The sequence below is a fragment of the Streptomyces venezuelae genome (genome assembly GCF_008642375.1).
Classification (GTDB): domain Bacteria; phylum Actinomycetota; class Actinomycetes; order Streptomycetales; family Streptomycetaceae; genus Streptomyces; species Streptomyces venezuelae_G.
This window is the reverse complement of record NZ_CP029194.1, coordinates 2,224,646-2,242,887: the sequence shown is the minus strand read 5'-3', so window position 1 is coordinate 2,242,887 and position 18,242 is coordinate 2,224,646. Positions and strand designations below refer to the sequence as shown.

The 18,242-nt window shown below is 71.5% G+C and carries 16 protein-coding genes; all 16 read left to right on the top strand.

The window, feature by feature from the left end; all coding sequences use genetic code 11:
• Positions 1 to 52 precede the first annotated feature (52 nt).
• The 16 genes from fabG to DEJ46_RS09865 all read left to right on the top strand — a co-directional run bounded on the left by fabG (position 53) and on the right by DEJ46_RS09865 (position 18,178).
• On the top strand, positions 53 to 838 hold the full coding sequence (gene fabG, locus DEJ46_RS09940) for a 3-oxoacyl-ACP reductase FabG (protein WP_150265316.1): 786 nt from the start codon (positions 53 to 55) through the stop codon (positions 836 to 838).
• Positions 839 to 915: 77 nt separating this feature from the next.
• Positions 916 to 1,863: an aromatase/cyclase gene (locus DEJ46_RS09935; protein ID WP_150265314.1), complete on the top strand. Its 948-nt coding sequence runs from the start codon at positions 916 to 918 to the stop codon at positions 1,861 to 1,863.
• A gap of 2 nt (positions 1,864 to 1,865) precedes the next feature.
• A complete protein-coding gene (locus DEJ46_RS09930; protein WP_150274281.1) occupies positions 1,866 to 4,229 on the top strand; it encodes an SDR family oxidoreductase in 2,364 nt (787 codons plus the stop codon).
• Between the two features lie 131 nt (positions 4,230 to 4,360).
• Positions 4,361 to 5,833 (top strand): MFS transporter, encoded by a 1,473-nt coding sequence (locus DEJ46_RS09925; RefSeq protein ID WP_150265312.1) that lies wholly within the window; start codon positions 4,361 to 4,363, stop codon positions 5,831 to 5,833.
• Positions 5,830 to 6,207, top strand: a complete 378-nt coding sequence (locus DEJ46_RS09920) for an acyl carrier protein (protein ID WP_150265310.1) — start codon at positions 5,830 to 5,832, stop codon at positions 6,205 to 6,207. The genes DEJ46_RS09925 and DEJ46_RS09920 overlap by 4 nt, the downstream gene beginning before the upstream one ends.
• On the top strand, positions 6,204 to 7,034 hold the full coding sequence (locus DEJ46_RS09915) for a 4'-phosphopantetheinyl transferase family protein (RefSeq protein ID WP_150265308.1): 831 nt from the start codon (positions 6,204 to 6,206) through the stop codon (positions 7,032 to 7,034). The genes DEJ46_RS09920 and DEJ46_RS09915 overlap by 4 nt, the downstream gene beginning before the upstream one ends.
• A 53-nt stretch (positions 7,035 to 7,087) precedes the next feature.
• Positions 7,088 to 8,047 (top strand): ACP S-malonyltransferase, encoded by a 960-nt coding sequence (fabD, locus tag DEJ46_RS09910; RefSeq protein WP_150265306.1) that lies wholly within the window; start codon positions 7,088 to 7,090, stop codon positions 8,045 to 8,047.
• 29 nt (positions 8,048 to 8,076) lie between these two features.
• The gene (locus tag DEJ46_RS09905) at positions 8,077 to 9,642 is read left to right on the top strand and encodes an acyl-CoA carboxylase subunit beta (protein ID WP_150265304.1); all 1,566 of its coding nucleotides are present in this window, start codon (positions 8,077 to 8,079) and stop codon (positions 9,640 to 9,642) included.
• Positions 9,643 to 9,772: 130 nt separating this feature from the next.
• Positions 9,773 to 10,675: an SCO6745 family protein gene (locus tag DEJ46_RS09900; RefSeq protein ID WP_411757737.1), complete on the top strand. Its 903-nt coding sequence runs from the start codon at positions 9,773 to 9,775 to the stop codon at positions 10,673 to 10,675.
• Positions 10,676 to 10,758: 83 nt separating this feature from the next.
• The gene (locus tag DEJ46_RS09895) at positions 10,759 to 11,418 is read left to right on the top strand and encodes an antibiotic biosynthesis monooxygenase (protein ID WP_190622541.1); all 660 of its coding nucleotides are present in this window, start codon (positions 10,759 to 10,761) and stop codon (positions 11,416 to 11,418) included.
• A 407-nt stretch (positions 11,419 to 11,825) separates the two neighbouring features.
• Positions 11,826 to 12,311, top strand: coding sequence for a nuclear transport factor 2 family protein (locus tag DEJ46_RS09890; protein WP_150265298.1), 486 nt, complete (start codon positions 11,826 to 11,828; stop codon positions 12,309 to 12,311).
• 85 nt (positions 12,312 to 12,396) lie between these two features.
• Positions 12,397 to 13,464, top strand: coding sequence for a glucose-1-phosphate thymidylyltransferase (locus DEJ46_RS09885; RefSeq protein WP_150265296.1), 1,068 nt, complete (start codon positions 12,397 to 12,399; stop codon positions 13,462 to 13,464).
• Positions 13,461 to 14,465: a dTDP-glucose 4,6-dehydratase gene (gene rfbB / locus DEJ46_RS09880; RefSeq protein ID WP_150265295.1), complete on the top strand. Its 1,005-nt coding sequence runs from the start codon at positions 13,461 to 13,463 to the stop codon at positions 14,463 to 14,465. The genes DEJ46_RS09885 and rfbB overlap by 4 nt, the downstream gene beginning before the upstream one ends.
• The gene (locus tag DEJ46_RS09875; protein ID WP_190622539.1) at positions 14,462 to 15,421 is read left to right on the top strand and encodes an NAD-dependent epimerase/dehydratase family protein; all 960 of its coding nucleotides are present in this window, start codon (positions 14,462 to 14,464) and stop codon (positions 15,419 to 15,421) included. Before rfbB ends, DEJ46_RS09875 begins: the two co-directional genes overlap by 4 nt.
• Positions 15,418 to 16,722 (top strand): lipopolysaccharide biosynthesis protein RfbH, encoded by a 1,305-nt coding sequence (rfbH, locus tag DEJ46_RS09870; protein ID WP_150265291.1) that lies wholly within the window; start codon positions 15,418 to 15,420, stop codon positions 16,720 to 16,722. Before DEJ46_RS09875 ends, rfbH begins: the two co-directional genes overlap by 4 nt.
• Positions 16,723 to 16,906: 184 nt before the next feature.
• Positions 16,907 to 18,178: a nucleotide disphospho-sugar-binding domain-containing protein gene (locus tag DEJ46_RS09865; protein WP_150265289.1), complete on the top strand. Its 1,272-nt coding sequence runs from the start codon at positions 16,907 to 16,909 to the stop codon at positions 18,176 to 18,178.
• Positions 18,179 to 18,242 lie beyond the last annotated feature (64 nt).

The following is an 18,242-nucleotide window of genomic DNA, read 5'->3' as shown; positions in this document are numbered from 1 at the left end:
CGGCGGTGCCACAAGCCACCGAGTCACCCCATTTCCCATGGAGAAGAGAGTCATGTCGCAGCAGGACAAGCGGGTCGCCCTCGTCACCGGTGCCACCAGCGGAATCGGGCTCGCCGTCGCCCGCCTCCTGGCCACCCAGAACCACCGGGTGTTCATCGGCGCGCGCAACGCCGAGAACGTCGCCGAGACCGTCAAGCAGCTCCAGAGCGAGGGCCTCGACGTCGACGGCACCACCCTGGACGTCCGCTCCACCGCCGACGCCCGGGCCTTCGTCCAGGCCGCCGTCGACCGCTTCGGCACCGTCGACGTCCTCGTCAACAACGCCGGACGCAGCGGTGGCGGCGTCACCGCGGACATCGACGACGAGCTGTGGAACGACGTCATCGACACGAACCTCAACAGTGTCTTCCGGCTGACCCGCGAGGTGCTCACCACCGGCGGTCTGCGCGACAAGGACCGCGGTCGCATCATCAACATCGCCTCCACCGCCGGCAAGCAGGGCGTCGTGCTCGGCGCCCCCTACTCGGCCTCCAAGCACGGTGTCGTCGGCTTCACCAAGGCCCTCGGCAACGAGCTGGCCCCGACCGGCATCACCGTGAACGCGGTCTGCCCCGGCTACGTCGAGACGCCCATGGCGCAGCGTGTCCGCCAGGGCTACGCGGCCGCGTACGACGCCACCGAGGAGGCCATCCTCGAGAAGTTCCAGTCGAAGATCCCGCTGGGCCGCTACTCGACGCCCGAGGAGGTCGCCGGCCTGGTGGGCTACCTGGCCTCCGACACCGCCGCCTCCATCACCTCGCAGGCGCTCAACGTCTGCGGCGGCCTCGGCAACTTCTGAGCCGACCGTCCGCACGGGCAGCCCGTCGAGCGGGCCGTCCCGATCCGTATCCGATCTTTGAACCGAGGAGCATGAGCATGTCGCAGCCCGGCCTGCGCGAGGTGGAGCACGAGATCACGGTCTCGGCCCCGGCCGCCGCCGTCTACCGTCTGATCGCCGAGGTGCAGAACTGGCCCCGGATCTTCCCGCCGACCATCTACGTCGACCACGTGGAGCAGGGCGAGGGCGAGGAGCGCATCCGGATCTGGGCCACCGCCAACGGCGAGGCCAAGAACTGGACCTCGCGCCGCACCCTGGACCCGGAGCAGCTGCGGATCACCTTCCGCCAGGAGGTCTCCGCGCCCCCGATCGCCTCGATGGGCGGCACCTGGATCATCGAGTCCCTCTCCGCCGACGAGTCCCGTGTCCGGCTCCTGCACGACTACCGGGCCATCGACGACGACGCCGACAGCCTCGCGTGGATCGACGAGGCCGTCGACCGCAACTCGCGCTCGGAGCTCGCCGCGCTGAAGCAGAACGTCGAGGCGGCGCACGCGGCCGAGGACCTGACGTTCTCCTTCGAGGACACCGTCCAGATCAACGGCTCGGCCAAGGACGTCTTCGACTTCGTCAACGAGGCGGGGGAGTGGCCCGAGCGGCTGCCGCACGTCGCCACCGTCCGCTTCTCGGAGCCCTCCCCGGGCATGCAGGAGCTCGAGATGGACACCCGCGCCAAGGACGGCTCGGTGCACACCACCAAGTCGTACCGGGTGACCTTCCCGCACGACAGGATCGCCTACAAGCAGGTGACGCTGCCGGCGCTGATGACGCTGCACACCGGCTACTGGACGTTCGCCCCGAACGACCAGGGCGTGGCCGCCTCGTCCCAGCACACGGTGACCATCAACACCGAGAACATCACCAGGATCCTCGGTGCCGACGCGACCGTCGACGACGCCAAGCAGTACGTCCAGAGCGCGCTGAGCACCAACAGCCGCGCCACCCTGGGCCACGCCAAGGACTACGCCGAGCGCAAGGCGGCATGACCATGGCCGGGGACTGCACCGAAACCCAGGTGATCGTGGTCGGGGCGGGCCCGGTCGGGCTCTTCCTCGCGGGCGAGCTGCGGCTCGCCGGTGCGGACGTGGTGGTCCTCGAGCAGCTCACCGCGCCGACCACCGAGTCGCGCGCCTCCACCCTGCACGCCCGCACCATGGAGATCCTCGACACCCGCGGCCTGCTCGCCCCGCTCGGTGAGATACCGAACGAGCCGAAGGGTCACTTCGGGGGGATCCCGCTCGACCTCACACTTCCCAGCCCGTACCCGGGCCAGTGGAAGGTCCCGCAGACCCGCATCGAGGAGCTGCTCGGACAGTGGGCGAAGGACCTCGGCGCGGACATCCGGCGCGGTCACGAGGTGACCGGGCTGACCGTGACCGAGGACCACGCCGAAGCCGAGGTGCGCACGGCCCGGGGAACGACGGAGTTCTTCCGGGCCGGGTTCATCGTCGGCTGCGACGGAGAGAACAGCGCCGTACGCCGCCTGGGAGGCTTCGACTTCCCCGGCGCCGACGCGGAACGCGAACTGCTGCGCGCCGACGTGGCGGGCATCGACATCCGCAACCGCCGCTTCGAGCGGCTCGACGGAGGACTCGCCATCGCCGCCCGGCGTCCCGACGGGGTGACCCGGGTGATGGTGCACGAGTTCGGTGCCCGGCCGCAGGGCAGGCAGCCGCGGTTCGAGGACATCGCCGACACCTGGAAGCGCGTCACAGGGGAGGACATCAGCGGCGGCACACCGCTGTGGGTGAACTCCTTCGGTGACGCCTCCCGGCAGGCGGCCACCTACCGCGCCTCCCGGCTCCTCCTGGCGGGCGACGCGGCACACCAGCAGATGCCGATCGGCGGCCAGGCCCTCAACCTCGGGCTGCAGGACGCCGCCAACCTCGGCTGGAAGCTCGCCGCGCAGGTGACCGGGCGAGCCCCGGACGGCCTGCTCGACAGCTACCACGGCGAACGGCACGCGGTCGGCCAGGAAGTCCTGAGCAACATCAGGACCCAGGCGCTGCTGCTGCTCGGCTCGCAGCAGGTCGACGCGGTCCGGCAGGTCTTCGCCGAACTGGCCGAGGAGAGCGAGAACGTCCGGGCCCACCTGGCCGGAATGGTCTCCGGCCTGGACATCCGCCACGACATGGGTGCGGGCGATCATCCCCTGCTCGGCGTGCGACTGCCGCACTGGCAGCTCAGCACCGACGAGGGACCGCTCACCAGCACCGAGATCCTGCGCCCCGGGCGCGGCGCCCTGCTCCTGCTGCCCGGCGACACCGCCGGGCAGCAGGAGCTGCGCACCGTCGCCGCCCGCTGGGACGGCCCGGTCCACACGGTGACCGCCGTCCCGCACCCCGACGCCGTGGCCGGCGCCGACGCCCTGCTGGTGCGCCCCGACGGCTACATCGCCTGGGCCGGCACCGGGGGAGCGGACCTGGAGCAGGCGCTGAACCGCTGGTTCGGCGCGCCGTCGTCCGCGCAGTCGGCCGAGTCCCGGCAGGCCCAGGGGGATCCGGCATCCGCCGGGTCCCGGAAGACCCCGGCGACTTCGCTACCGACGAAGTCGTCGGACACAGCAACGGTGAAGAAGTGGAGAACAGATATGGGCAGGCTCACGGGCAAGACCGCGCTCGTCACGGGCTCGAGCCGGGGCATGGGCCGCGCGGCCGCCGTACGCCTCGCGGCGGAGGGCGCGCTGGTCGCCGTCCACTACACCTCTCGCAAGGACGCGGCCGACGAGGTCGTCGCCTCGATCGAGAAGGACGGCGGCCGGGCCTTCACGGTCCGTGCCGAGCTCGGCGTCCCCGGCGACGTGCACGAACTGTTCCTCGGGCTCGAGAGCGGCCTGCGGGAGCGCACCGGTGGCACCGACCTGAACATCCTGGTCAACAACGCCGGTGTGATGGGCGGGGTCAAGCCCGAGGACACCACGCCGGAGAAGTTCGACGAGCTGTTCGCGGTCAACGCCAAGGCGCCGTTCTTCCTCATCCAGCGGGCCCTGAAGAACATGCCCGACGGCGGCCGCATCATCAACATCACCTCCGGCCTGACCCGCTTCGCGAACCCGGACGAGATCGCGTACGCGATGACCAAGGGCGCCGTCGACCAGCTCGCCCTGCACTTCGCGAAGCACCTCGGCTCGCGCAACATCACCGTCAACTCCGTCGCGCCGGGCATCACCCGTAACGACAACCCCGTCTTCGGCATCCCCGAAGTGGTGGAGCAGATGGCGCGGATGTCCACCTTCAACCGCGTCGGCGAGCCGGAGGACGTCGCGGACGTCGTGGCCTTCCTCGCCAGCGACGAGGCCCGCTGGATCACCGGCTCCTTCGTCGACGCCACGGGCGGCACGCTGCTCGGTTGAGCAGCCCGGCCCGACGGACCGCCGGCGCGTCACCCCCCCTCGCGCCGGCCGGGCCGGCCGCGGAACCCCTTCCGCGGCCGGCCCGCCCCCTGACCGAAGCCCCTCACTCACCCTCTACGGCGGACGGGACCATGACACGTTCGAGGACACCCCGGGCCCCTGCTCAGGCCGAGACAGAAGCCGACGGGCGGTGGAGCCCTGCCCTGTGGGGCCTGCTGTTCGTGCTCGCCGGAAACATGCTCATCGACGCCCTCGAGGTGTCCGTGGCTCTGGTGGCACTGCCCTCCATCGGCGAAGACCTCGGCCTGGCCACATCCCAACTCCAGTGGATCGTCTCCGGATTCGCCGTCGGCTTCGGAGCGCTGCTGCTCTTCGGCGGCCGGGTCGTCGCCCTGCTCGGCCGCCGGCCGGTCTATCTGGCCGCGCTGCTCGTGTTCGCCGCGGCATCCCTCGTGAGCGCCCTCGCGGACAGCGCGACGCTGCTCGTGGCCACCCGGTTCGTGAAGGGGTTCTGCGCCGCGCTGACCGCGCCCACCGGGCTCGCCATCATCGCGTCCACCTTCCCCGAGGGCCCGGCGCGCAGCCGTGCGCTCTCGGTCTACACGCTCTTCGGCGCCAGTGGCTTCTCGGTGGGGCTGCTCCTCTCCGGGGCGCTCACCGAGGTGAGCTGGCGCTGGACCTTCGCCTTCCCGGCGCCGGTCGCCCTGCTCCTCTTCGTCGCCGGGCTGCGTCTGATCCCCCGGGACAGGCCCGACCCGAAGACGCCGCGGCGGTACGACGCCGCGGGCGCCCTCAGCCTCACCGGGGCGATGCTGCTCCTGGTGTACGCGATCGCCTCCGGGCCGGCCGCCGGCTGGGACCATCCCCGCACCATCGGCGCCTTCCTGCTCGCGGCGCTCCTCGCGGTGGTCTTCGTACGCGTGGAACTGCGCGCCGAGCAACCGCTGCTGAAGCTGGACCTGCTCGCCCACGAACCGCTGGTGCGCTCCGCGCTCGGCGCCGGCGCCCTCAACGGCTCCTACCTGGGGCTGCTCCTGGTGAGCACCCTGCACCTGCAGCAGCAGGCGGGCTTCGGGCCGCTGCGCACCGGGCTCGCCTTCCTGCCGGCCGCCGTACCGCTCGCCCTCACCGCGCTGCACTCCGGGAGGCTCGTCACCCGCTTCGGGCCCGCCCGGCTGATCGCGGCGGGAGCCGCGGCCGCACCCCTCGGCTATGCGCTCTACCCGCGCGAGGGCGGCACGGTCGACTACGCCACGGACGTGCTCCCCACCCTGCTGCTCGTCGGCGCCGCGTTCGTCCTCGCCTTCACGGCCTTCCATGTGCAGGCCACCGGATCCGTTCCGGCTCCGCAGCAGGCGATGGCCGGCGGCCTCTACCAGACCGCCGTCCAACTGGCGGCGGCGCTCATGACCGTGCTCTGCGCCGCGCTGTACTCGGCGGGCCGGGGGCCCGTGCTCGCGCTGATCACGGCCGTCGGCGTCGCCGGCCTGCTCGTCGCACTCCGCGGCCTCGCGAGACGGCCGGTGGCGGACACCGCCGCCCGGGCAGTCCCTTCGGCCGGACCCATGAACGAACCACGTCACCCAGCTCAGGACAGAACATGACAGCGACGCCACAAGCCAGCCGGACACGCCCGTCCGCCGTCGAGGTGCGCGTGCCCGATCGCGCCGCCCTGGCCGCGGCGGATCACCGCGAGCGCAGCAGCATGCTCGACACGTACGTACGCCAGGAGCTCGGCCGGCTCCTGGGGATTCCGCCGCAGAGCGTGGACACCACGGGCCGGCCGATGAACAGTCTGGGCATCGGCTCGATCGCCGGCCTCGAACTCCAGCACCGGATGGAGGCCGCCCTCCAGGTCGAACTGAACCTGCAGATGCTGTTGCTGGCCAACAGCGCCGCCGAGCTGGTCGACTGTCTGGCAGGCCAGCTCGGAGGGGACCGCACCTCGCACTGGAGCGACTCCGGAGTCATGGCATGACGGCGGCGCACAGAGCGCCGACCGGCCGGCCCACGCGTCACCCCGACCCGCAGGAGCAGGAGTTCACCGTCTCCGAGGGCCGGCTCGACCTGTGGCTGGTGCGCCGCCCGGACGAGACGGCCGGGGCGGTGCTCGACACCTCGGAGCTCGACTGGGCGGAGCGGCACAGAGCCGCCTCGTTCATCCGCCCGGCGGACGGGCTGCTGTACGCCACCGCCCACGTCGCCCTGCGCAGACTGCTCGGCCGCTACACCGGCACCCTGCCCCAGGACATCCGCTTCGTCCGCGAGCCCTGCCCGGGGTGCGGCGGAGCGCACGGCCGGCCGGCGGTCGCTCCGACACCGGCCCGGCCGCCCCTGCACTTCTCCCTGTCCCACAGCAGCGGAGTCGCCCTGGTGGGCGTGGCGGCCGCCCCGGTCGGGGTGGACGTGGAGAGACTGCCGCGCCAGGAGAGTGTGGAGATCTGCGGCGAGGCCCTGCACCCGGACGAACAGAGCGAGCTGGCGGACGCCACGGCGGAGGAGCTGAAGGCGGCTCTGTTCGGCCGGATCTGGACCCGTAAGGAAGCCTTCCTCAAAGGGATCGGCACGGGGCTGAGCCGTTCCCCCGCCGAGGACTACCTCGGCGCCGACGAGCGGCGCCACCCGCCCGGCTGGACCGTACTCGACATCCCCTGCACCGCCACGCACTCCGCCGCGGCAGCGGTCCGGGGGGCGGCTCCCCGCTCGGTCAACGTCCGCTGGCTGAACGGGGACTGGCTCCGCACCCACGACACCGGCGGCGGAGCGGACCTATCCGAGCCGGCCGTACCGGCCCTCGCCTGCTGAGGCGCACCGGCCGCCCGGCGACCCCGGCTGACCGACGACAAGGACGTGACTGGATGAACCGCACCGCATTCGTCTTCCCCGGGCAGGGCTCACAGCGCGTGGGCATGGGCAGGCACCTGCTCGCCCAGCGGCCCGATCTGGTGGAGACCTACTACCGCACCGCCGACGACGTGCTCGGCATCCCCCTGTCGAGGCTGAGCTGGCACGGTCCCGGCCGGGACCTCGACGACCCGGCGGTCTCGCAGCCGGCCATCCTGCTCACCAGCCTGGTCACCCTGGAGGTGCTGCGCGGGCAGGGTGTCGAGCCCGACGCGGTCGCCGGACACAGCCTCGGCGAGTACGCGGCGCTGGTCGCCGCGGGCGTCCTGGAATGGACGGACGCGCTGCGTCTGGTACGGCTGCGTGGCGAGCTGGTCGCCACGGTCGACGACCGGGTGCGGGGCGCCACGGCCGCGGTGCTCGGCCTCGACCGCCCCGCGGTGGCCCGCCTGTGTGGCGAGGTCGCCGCGGACACCGGTCGCACGGTCGAGATCAGCGGCGACAACGGCCCCGGCCAGACGGTCGTCTCGGGCGAGGCGGAGGCCGTGACCCTGCTGACGCGAGCGGCGCACGCCGCCGGGGCCACCCGGGTGGCGGAGCTGCGGGCCGGCGGCCCCTTCCACTCCAGCCTGCTGCGCGGCATCGAGGCGGAGTTCACCGAGGCGCTGATCACCACCGAGTTCCGGGACCCGGAGATCCCGCTGGTCTCCAGCGTCACCGGAGCCCGGGTGTCCACCGCCGCCGAGGCGATCGTCGCCCTGGCCGGCCAGCTCACCCGCCCGGTGCGCTGGACCGAGGCGGTCGAGGAGCTCGGCGCGGCGGGCGTGGACCGCTTCATCGAGGCCGGACCCGGCCTGGTGCTCGGCGGCCTGGTCCGGCGCATCGCACCGCACGCCCGCGTCCACGCGACGAGCAGCGCCCGCCAGCTCGCCCTGACCACCGGTGCTTTCACTGCCACAGACAACGCCGTCTGACCATCGACTTAACGAGAGTGTGGACCCGCATGTCCCCAGTAGACGAGACGATCCACGGCCGCATCACCGAGCTGGCCGACATCAAGGAGTCGGCGCGCAGCGGCCCCGACCCGGCCGCCACCGAGCGCCAGCACGCCAAGGGCAAGCTGACCGCCCACGAGCGGATCGCGCTGCTCCTGGACAAGGGCTCGTTCAACGAGGTGGAGCCCCTGCGCCGGCACCGGGCCAGCGGCTTCGGCCTGGAGAACAAGAAGCCGTACAGCGACGGAGTGATCACCGGCTGGGGCAGTGTCCACGGCCGCACGGTCTTCGTGTACGCCCACGACTTCCGGGTCTTCGGCGGCGCGCTCGGCGAGGCGCACGCGCAGAAGATCCACAAGATCCAGGACCTGGCCGAATCGGCCGGCGCACCGCTGGTCTCGCTCAACGACGGCGCGGGAGCCCGCATCCAGGAGGGCGTGACCGCGCTCGCCGGCTACGGCGGCATCTTCCAGCGCAACACCAGGGCCTCGGGTGTCATCCCGCAGATCTCGGTGATGCTCGGCCCGTGCGCCGGCGGCGCGGCCTACAGCCCCGCCCTGACCGACTTCGTCTTCATGGTCCGCGAGACCTCGCAGATGTTCATCACCGGCCCGGACGTCGTCAAGGCGGTCACCGGCGAGGAGATCAGCCAGAACGGCCTCGGCGGCGCCGACGTGCACTCCGCCGTCTCCGGCGTCTCGCACTTCGCGTACGACGACGAGGAGCACTGCATCGAGGACGTGCGCTACCTGCTGTCGCTGCTGCCCGCCAACAACCGCGAGCTCTCGCCCGTCGAGCGCTCGGGCGACCCGGCCGACCGTCTCAACGAGTCGCTGCTCGACCTGGTCCCGGCCGAGCCGGGACAGGCGTACGACATCCGCAAGGTCATCGAGGAGGTCGTCGACGACGGCGAGTACTTCGAGGTGCACCCGGCCTGGGCGACCAACATCGTCTGCGCGCTGACCCGGCTCGACGGCCATGTCGTCGGCATCGTCGCCAACCAGCCCGCCTCCATGGCCGGCGTCCTCGACATCGAGGCCTCCGAGAAGGGCGCGCGCTTCGTGCAGTTCTGCGACGCCTTCAACATCCCGCTGGTCACCCTGGTCGACGTGCCCGGCTTCCTGCCCGGCGTGGACCAGGAGCACAACGGCATCATCCGGCGCGGCGCCAAGCTCCTGTACGCGTACTGCAACGCCACCGTGCCGCGCGTCTCGCTGGTGCTGCGCAAGGCCTACGGCGGCGCCTACATCGTCATGGACTCCCGCTCCATCGGAGCCGACCTGGCCCTGGCCTGGCCCACCAACGAGATCGCGGTGATGGGCGCCGAAGGCGCGGCCAACGTGGTCTTCCGCCGGGAGATCAACGCGGCCGAGGACCCCGAGGCCGTACGGCAGCAGCGCATCGCGGAGTACAAGGACGAGCTCATGCACCCCTACTACGCGGCCGAGCGCGGACTGATCGACGACGTCATCGATCCGCGCGAGACCCGTTCGGTGCTGATCCGGTCGCTCGCCATGCTGCGGGCCAAGCACGCGGACCTGCCCTCGCGCAAGCACGGCAATCCGCCGCAGTGAGCCGAAAGAACCCTGTCAGCCCGCGTCATTCCTTGGTCAATTCCCTTGCCCGGGCAGCGGGTGCCGCAGAAGCTCAAATCTGTCTGCCTCCCTCTGAATTCCCCTCTCTCCTCCAGGTCTTAAGGATGTCATGACTGCAGCACAAAGTGGTGAGCGTTCCTATGAGCAGCGCTGTGCGCAGGCGGTGAATGCGCTGCATTCGATCTCGTATTTCACCCCGGATCTGGGAGTGGAACTCGAGCGATTCGGCGTCACCGATCCCCTGAGCGTCTACATGGCGTGCCGCTCGGCACCGCTCGGCGCGGTGGACGCCCCGGTCGTGACCGCGGTCTTCCACGGCTTCGCCCCCGCCTTCGTCGCGGAGCGCGTGCCCGCGGTCTGGGACTCCGTTTCGCCGAAGCAGGCGATCCTCGCGCGCCAGAAGGCCATCGGCACGGCGCTCGAACGCCTCCTCGGCCCCGAGGTCATCCGGTCGGAGCAGATGGCGGAAGCGGCGAAGCTGGCCACGGCCGCGGCGTGGGGGGCCTCCTTCCCCGGGCGCCCGCTCTACGCGGCCAACGTCGCCCTGGAGCAGCCCGACGAGCCGCACATCGCGCTGTGGCACGCCGCGACCATGCTCCGGGAGCACCGGGGTGACGGGCACGCCATCGTGCTCGGCCACCTCGAACTGATCGGGGCCGAGGCGCTCGTCCTCGACTGCGCCAGCGAGCTGGGCATGCCGAAGGAGGTCGTGATGCCCCAGCGCGGCTGGTCCGAGCAGGACTGGTCGGCCGCGCAGGAAAGGCTCGTCGACCGCGAGCTGATCGACGGTGCGGGGACCCTGACCGCCCGTGGGGTCGCGCTGCGGGAGGAGATGGAGCGCGAGACGTGCCGGCTGGACCGGGCACCGTACACGGCTCTGAGCGACTCCGACGTCGAGAAGCTGGCCCTGTACGTCCGCGAACTGGTCACCACGGCGGCCGGATCCGGGGCCTTCATGCCGCAGCTGCGGGAGTTCTTCGCCCCGAAGGCCGAGGCCTGGAACCGGCTCTGACGCACATGGCCGTGCGCCGCTCCTCCGCGCGGCCCCGCCGAGCGAGAACCGAAGACCCGACCACACCAGGAGAGACGACAACCATGCCCAGTTCCACCGCCCCGATGGCCGTCGACCCGGACATCACCCGCCCCGACTCCCACGCGGTCTACATGAGCTACTGGTTCGTGGAGGGAGCGGACCAGGGACGCGCGGTGCTCGACGAGATCATGGACGCCTGGGACAGCACGCCCCGGCCCGACGGCATCCTGTCGTTCGCCTGCTACCTGAGCACGGGGAACGATGTCGTCCTGACCTACGCGCAGTGCACGGACGACTCCGTCTACCGGCCGTTCACGCGCGGCCTGAACCTGCCCGAGGGCCCGGCGAGCACGGACGCGATCGAGTACCGCCTGCACCGCGACGTGCTCATCGACCCGACGGGGCAGGCTCCGGGCGCCATGGTCGCCGCCAGCTTCGACGTGGACGGTTCGGAGCGGCAGCGGAGCATCGTGGACGCGATCGTCAGCAACGTGGAGAGCGCTTCGGTGGACGAGCAGGCGGGCCTGATCGCCGCGCACTTCCACCTCAGCGTCGACGGCAGCCGCGTGCTCAACTTCGCCGAGTGGACGGACGACGAGGCGCACATCGAGTTCCTCGGCGGCGAGTTGAGCCGCAGGTCGCTGGAGATCGCCAACGAGATGCCGGGAGTCCGTCCCCTCGGCTTCAGGCGCTACCACCTCCACCGGAGCCTCGCCGTCTGACGGCACCCCCCACCGGCTGACAGGGCCGGCCGGCCGAGCAGGCGCTCGCGGCACCCCCCACGTCATGTGTCGGACAGGACCTGTCAGCTCTGCGGCAATTCGATTGCTTCTCCCGGACGGTCCGAAGAGGCTGGTCCACAGAGTCCGACACCCAGGCCGTCCGGTCGGTGAGGACGAGCTGTTCTCCGGCCGTGGACGAGGCCCGAGCCCCTGGAGACCGGCGCCTTCACCCGAGCGCGAATGCGGCCCCGTCATCGACGACGGCTTCGCCGGAAGCCGCGCCCCGCGGGCCCTCGGCACCACCACGAACGCGCACCCCCACCCCACCCCCACCCCCCACACCGCGGCGGACAGCCCGGCCTTCTCCGTACGCCCATGACGTGTGCAGACACGACAAGGAGACCCGAATGACTTCCCTCCCTTCCGCTCTCGCTCCCGCTCCCGCCGATCTGGAGGAGAGACTGCGCGCCCTGGAGGACCGGAACGAACTGGTCGGCCTGGTCGACCGGTTCGTGCACGGACTCGACGAGCCGGCCCCCCTGACCGAGGACTGGTACCGCGCGCTGCTCACCGAGGACGTCCTGCTGGTCCTTCCCAACGGCACCCACCAGGGCATCGACGGGCTGTCGGCGTTCATGAGCGCCCCCAAGGCGATGTGGGCCGGCACCCAGCACTACGCCACCAACTGCGTCGTCGACTGCGCCGTCGACGCGGACGGCGACCGCGCCTCGATACGCGCCAACGTCCACGCCGTGCACGTCCCGCACGACGGGTCCGCCCCGCTCTTCACCGGCGGCGCCCACTACGACGTACGGGCCGAGCGGACCCGGGAGGGCTGGCGCATGGCGGAGCTGAACGTGACCGTGCTGTGGACCCAGGGAGGGCGCGGGTGACCCCCGGCCCCCGGAACCTCATGTATTCGCCCAGCGAGAAAAGTCGAGCATGCCCCCGAAACAGGGGCGAGAGGAAGTTTCTGCGATGAAAGCCCTGGTGTTGTCGGGCGGGTCCGGGACCCGTCTGCGGCCGTTCAGTTACTCCATGCCGAAGCAGCTCATACCCATTGCCAACAAGCCGGTTCTCCAGCACGTCCTGGAGAACATCTCCGATCTCGGCGTCACCGAGATCGGCATCATCGTGGGCGACCGGCTGCCGCAGATCAGCGCCGTCCTCGGAGACGGTTCGGCGCTGGGCGTGAAGATCACCTACATCCCGCAGGAGAAGCCCCTGGGCCTCGCCCACTGCGTGAGCCTGGCCCGGCCCTTCCTCGGCAACGACGACTTCGTGATGTACCTCGGTGACAACATGCTCACCGGGGGAGTCAAGCGCATCGCCGAGGAGTTCGCCGCGAGCCGCCCCGCCGCGCAGATCGTCGTCCAGAAGGTCGCCGACCCCTGCGCCTTCGGAGTCGCCGAACTCGACTCCGAGGGCCGGGTGGAACGGCTGGTCGAGAAGCCCAAGGAGCCGCGCAGCGATCTCGCGCTGGCCGGCGTCTACTTCTTCACCCCCGCCATCCACGCGGCGGTCGACGCCATCGAGCCCAGCGCACGCGGCGAGCTGGAGATCACCGACGCCATCCAGTGGCTCGTGACCGAGGGGGCCGACGTCCGCGCCAGCGAGTACGACGGCTACTGGAAGGACACCGGCCGCGTCGAGGACGTCCTGGAGTGCAACCGCACCCTCCTGGACGACCTCAAGCCGCACACGGCCGGCCAGGTCGACGAGAACAGCACCCTCGTCGGACCGGTCGTCGTCGAGGAGGGCGCCCGGGTGGTGCGCTCGCGCATCGTCGGCCCGGCCGTCATCGCCACGGGCACGGTCATCACCGACAGCTACATCGGCCCGTACACCTCCATCGGCAAGGACTGCGTGCTCAGCGACACGCACATCGAGCAGTCCATCGTCCTGGACGGCGCGACCGTCTCCGAGGTGCGCGGTCTGCACCACTCCCTCATCGGCCGCTCCGCCGCCGTGGTGCCCGCCGAGAACGACACCGTCCACCACCGGCTGGTCGTCGGCGACCACACCCGGGTCGAGGTGGCGGCATGAAGAAGATCCTGATCACCGGCGGTGCGGGCTTCATCGGCTCGCACTACGTCCGGACCCTCCTGGACGACGGGTTCGAGGACTGGGCGGGCTGTCATGTCACGGTCCTCGACAAGCTGACCTACGCGGGCAACCGCGACAACCTCCCGCCCGCGCACCCCCGCATGACCTTCGTCCAGGGCGACATCTGCGACACCGAGCTGCTGAGCGAGCTGCTGCCCGGCCACGACGCGGTGGTCCACTTCGCCGCCGAGTCGCACGTGGACCGCTCCCTCGAATCCGCCGAGGAGTTCGTCCGGACGAACGTGACCGGCACACAGCGGCTCCTCGACGCGGTCCTCGCCGCCAAGGTCCCCCGTGTCGTGCACGTCTCCACCGACGAGGTGTACGGCTCCATCGACGAAGGCTCCTGGACGGAGGAGTGGCCGCTCGAGCCCAACTCCCCCTACTCCGCGTCGAAGGCCTCCTCGGACCTGCTGGCCCGCTCCTACTGGCGCACCCACGGGCTGAACCTCTCGATCACCCGCTGCTCCAACAACTACGGGCCCTACCAGCACCCGGAGAAGCTCATCCCGCTGTTCGTCACCAACCTCATCGAGGGCGAGCAGGTCCCGCTGTACGGCGACGGCGGAAACATCCGCGAGTGGCTGCACGTCGACGACCACTGCCGGGCCATCGACCTGGTGCTCAACCGGGGCCGGGCGGGCGAGATCTACAACGTCGGCGGCGGAAACGAGCAGACCAACCTGGCCATCACCGAACGGCTCCTGGAGCTGACCGGGAGCGACTGGTCCAAGGTCCGCCGCGTCGCCGACCGCAAGGCGCACGACCTGCGCTACTCGCTCGACGAGACGAAGATCAGCGAGGAGCTCGGGTACGCCCCGCGCATCCCCTTCGAGGAGGGCCTCGCGTCCACCGTCGACTGGTACCGCGACAACCCGAACTGGTGGAAGGGCACCAAGCACGGCACGGACGCGGCCGGCGCGCCCGGGACGGCCGGGTGAACAGCGGTGCCCCCACGGTGCTCGTGCTGGGCGGCACGGGATTCCTGGGCCGCCACATCACGGCCGGCTTCGCGGCCGCGGGCGCCCAGGTCGTCCCGTCCGCCCGCCACGGCGCCCACCGGGTCGACCTCACCGCGGCCGACCCGGGCCCGCTGGCCGCGCTGCTGCGCGACGTCCGCCCCGGCGTCGTCGTCAACGCGTCCGGCCGGGCCTGGGGGGCCGGCGCGGAGGAGATGGCCGCGGCCAACTGCGACGCCGTCGTCACCCTGGCCGCCGCCCTCGCCGAGCTTCCCGCCCCGCCCCGCCTCGTCCACCTCGGCAGCGTCCACGAGTACGGCCCCGGCACCGTCGGTGCCGGAACCCGGGAGGACCACGAGCCCGCCCCGGTCACCGACTACGGGCGCTCCAAGCTCGGCGGCACCCGGGCCGTGCTCGACGCCGTACGGACCGAGGGGCTGGACGCGATCGTGCTGCGCCTCGCCAACGTCTGCGGACCCGGCACCCACCGAGGCAGTCTGCTCGGCGCGGTGGGGGCCCGCCTGGCCGAGGCCCAGGTCGCGGCAGGACCGACGGCGGACCCGGTGGAGCTGCGCCTGGCGCCGCTGCGGGCGCACCGTGACTTCGTCGACGTACGGGATGTGGTGGACGCCGTCCTCACGGCGGCCGGGGCGCCGCGCCAGGACCACCCGGTCATCAACATAGGCAGCGGGGCGGCCCGGCCGATGCGCCGGATCGTCGACCGGCTGGTCGCGCTGAGCGGACTGCAGGTGCGGATCGTCGAGGACGCGGGCGACCCGCGCCGTACCGACGCCGAGTGGCAGCAGCTCGACATCACCCGGGCCCGCCGGGTCCTGAAGTGGTCGCCCGCCCGCGACCTGGACACCTCGCTGAGCGACCTGCTCGGCGCCGCACGCACAGAGCTCACCACGCAGACAGCCATGGAGAGGAAGACATGAGCGTCCACAAGGACATCGCCCTGGACGAGGTCCGCAAGTTCCACCAGGACACCCTGCCCGACGGCAGGTTCGTCCCCGGTACCACGGAGATCTGGCCCGCGGGCGCGGTCCTCGACGAGAGCGACCGCACGGCCCTGGTCGAGGCCGCCCTGGAGATGCGGATCGCCGCCGGACCGAGCTCCCGCAAGTTCGAGTCGCGGTTCGCCCGCAAGATGGGGCGCCGCAAGGCGCATCTGACCAACTCCGGCTCGTCCGCCAACCTCCTCGCCATGACGGCGTTCACCTCGCACCTCCTGGAGGACCGCCGGCTGAGGCCCGGCGACGAGGTGATCACCGTCGCGGCGGGCTTCCCCACCACGGTCAACCCGATCATCCAGAACGGGCTCATCCCCGTCTTCGTCGACGTGGAGCTGGGCACCTACAACACCACCGCCGCCCGGGTCGCCGCGGCGATCGGCCCGAAGACCAGGGCCATCATGATCGCGCACGCTCTGGGCAACCCCTTCGAGGTCGCGGAGATCGCCCAACTCGCCGAGGAGCACGACCTGTTCCTGATCGAGGACAACTGCGACGCGGTCGGTTCGACCTACGACGGGCAGCTGACCGGTACCTTCGGCGACCTCGCGACCGTCAGCTTCTACCCGGCCCACCACCTGACCATGGGGGAGGGCGGCTGCGTACTGACGTCGAACCTGGCCCTCGCCCGGATCGTGGAGTCGCTGCGCGACTGGGGCCGGGACTGCTGGTGCGAGCCGGGCGAGACCAACAAGTGCCTCAAGCGCTTCAAGTACCAGATGGGCACGCTGCCCGAGGGCTACGACCACAAGTACATCTTCTCGCACGTCGGTTACAACCTGAAGGCCACCGACATCCAGGCCGCCCTCGGGCTGACGCAGCTCGAGAAGCTGGACACCTTCGTCGACGCCCGCCGCCGCAACTGGCGCCGGCTGCGGGACGGCCTGGAGGGCGTTCCGCACCTGGTCCTGCCCCGCGCCACCGAGCGCAGCGACCCGAGCTGGTTCGGGTTCGCGCTCACCGTGGACCCCGAGGCGCCGTTCAAGCGGGCGGAACTGGTGGACTTCCTGGAGGACCGGAAGATCGGCACCCGTCGCCTCTTCGCCGGCAACCTGACCCGCCACCCGGCCTACATCGACGCGCCGCACCGCGTCGTCGGCGACCTCACCAACAGCGACATCATCACCGAGCAGACCTTCTGGGTCGGCGTCTATCCGGCACTGACCGACGAGATGATCGACTATGTCGCCTCCTCCGTGCGGGAGTTCGTGGCGGCTCGCGGATGACATCGGAGACCCCTCCCGCGGCGCCGGCCGGCGGGAGAGCGGCGGTCCCGGTCTCCCCGCCCACGAGCCCTGTCGGCCCGCCCCCGACCAGCGTCGGCCCGCCACCGGCCTGACCAGGTCGCCGTCACCGGCGCCCCCCGGACGGCCACCGAAAAGCCCCACCACGATTTCCCAGGAGTGCGCGATGCGCGTCATGTTCACCATCCTCCCGGCGACGGCCCACCTCTACCCCGTCGTGCCGCTGGCCTGGGCGCTCAAGAGCGCCGGGCACGACGTCTGCGTGGTCAGCCAGCCGGATCTGGCCGGCCCGATCACGGCGGCCGGACTCACCGCGGTGGGCCTGGGCGATCCGCTCGACCACACGCCGAAGACGGAGGGGGAGGAGGAGAGCGAGAGCGAGCAGCCGGACCCGTGGGACAACGTCGTCCCCTCGGCGTCCGAGGCACACCTCTGGGACTTCTTCCACCGCCGGATACTTCCCGCCCTGCCCTTCTACTACCCGGCCGAGCCGGGCCCCGGCGGCGTCACCTTCACGGACGAACTGGTCGCGTTCGCCCGCCGGTGGAAGCCCGACCTCGTGCTCTGGGACCCCGCGTGCATCCCCTCACCGATCGCCGCGCGGGCCGCCGGTGCGGCGCACGCCCGCCTGCTGTGGGGCCTGGACTACTTCGCCTGGTCGCGGACGCTGTTCGCCCCCGGTGAGGACCCGCTGACCGGTGTGGTCCGCCCCCTCGCCCGGCGACACGGGTACGAGGTGGACGAGGAGATGCTCCTCGGACAGTGGACCGTCGACCCGGTGCCGCCCCGGCTGGCGCTGCCGCTGGGCCTGCCGACCGTGCCGGTGCGCATGGTCCCGTACAACGGCGGGTCGGAGATACCGGAGTGGCTCCTCGAGCACCCGGAGCGGGCGCGGGTGTGCGTCTCGCTCGGGGTCACCACCCGCGAGCGCTCCAAGGAGGGCCACATCCCGCTCGGCGAGCTCCTCGAAGGGCTCGCGGAGCTGGACGCCGAACTGGTCGTCACCGCCAACGCGCAGCAGCTCGCCTCCCTGGGCACCCTCCCCGAGAACGTCAGGACCGTCGACTACGTCCCGCTGACCCTGCTGCTGCCGAGCTGCGCGGCGATCCTGCACCACGGCGGCGGCGGCACCTTCACGGCGGCCGCGACCCAGGGCGTTCCCCAGCTCATCGCCCCCGGTGTGCGCGGTGACTTCCTCGACACCGCGCGGTACGTCGAGGAGCGCGGGGCCGGGCTCGTCGTCGACACGCCCCGCTTCACCGTGGGAGCGGTCCGGGACCAACTCGCCCGGATCCTCACCGAGCCCGGCTTCCGCAAGGGCGCGGACGTGCTCCGCCAGGACCTCCTCGACCAGCCGGGCCCGGCCGACATCGTGGCCGAACTGGAGCGCCGCACCTTCCCGTTGCGACGTGACGAAGGCGACGGAAACGCAGTCTGACGCCGACCGCCACGGCATGATCGAACCCGCCACCGCTCACTCACTCCCCACCGTCCTTCCCTGA